The sequence below is a fragment of the Xenorhabdus sp. NBAII XenSa04 genome, from assembly GCF_963866145.1.
GTDB classification, from domain to species: Bacteria; Pseudomonadota; Gammaproteobacteria; order Enterobacterales; family Enterobacteriaceae; genus Xenorhabdus; species Xenorhabdus indica.
Window position 1 is genome coordinate 1 of the sequence record NZ_CAWMEB010000352.1, and the last position, 420, is coordinate 420.

2 pseudogenes are annotated in these 420 nt (G+C 50.5%); both read right to left on the reverse strand.

The features are described from left to right. A pseudogene (locus AAC147_RS12210) lies at positions 1–199 on the reverse strand (integrating conjugative element protein); the annotation flags it as partial. Next, positions 175–420: pseudogene (locus tag AAC147_RS12215) on the reverse strand (TIGR03759 family integrating conjugative element protein); the annotation flags it as partial. The pseudogenes AAC147_RS12210 and AAC147_RS12215, both read right to left, overlap by 25 nt.

The window sequence follows — 420 nt, forward strand, 5'->3', positions numbered from 1 at the left end:
CCGTCACTTCTGACAAGAAATGGTATGATTGTGCAGAACGATGATCCGGCTGGGCATTAATGCTTTCATAAAAGGGCGAGGCATCTTTACCACCCAAATCAGCAATCACGTTCAGTTCGGCATGGCAGGGAGTCACCCATAACAGACCGATAATGGGGAATACGCTCACCCATTTCATTGTAATGACGTGACCTGCCATCCCTGTTCCCCCTGCCGCAACAATACAGGCATCAGTCCCTTACCAAACCAGAACCAGTAACCCGTATCATGATTCAGCGTGATGTGTCGGTTACGGACCTGTCCAACAGGAATACGATGCGTTTTAGCCCACTGCCGTAAGGTGTCATCATTACGTTGGCTGTCGACCAGATAGATATCAACGGGTTGCTTCGCCGCCAGGACTTCAGTCAAGCGGGTGTC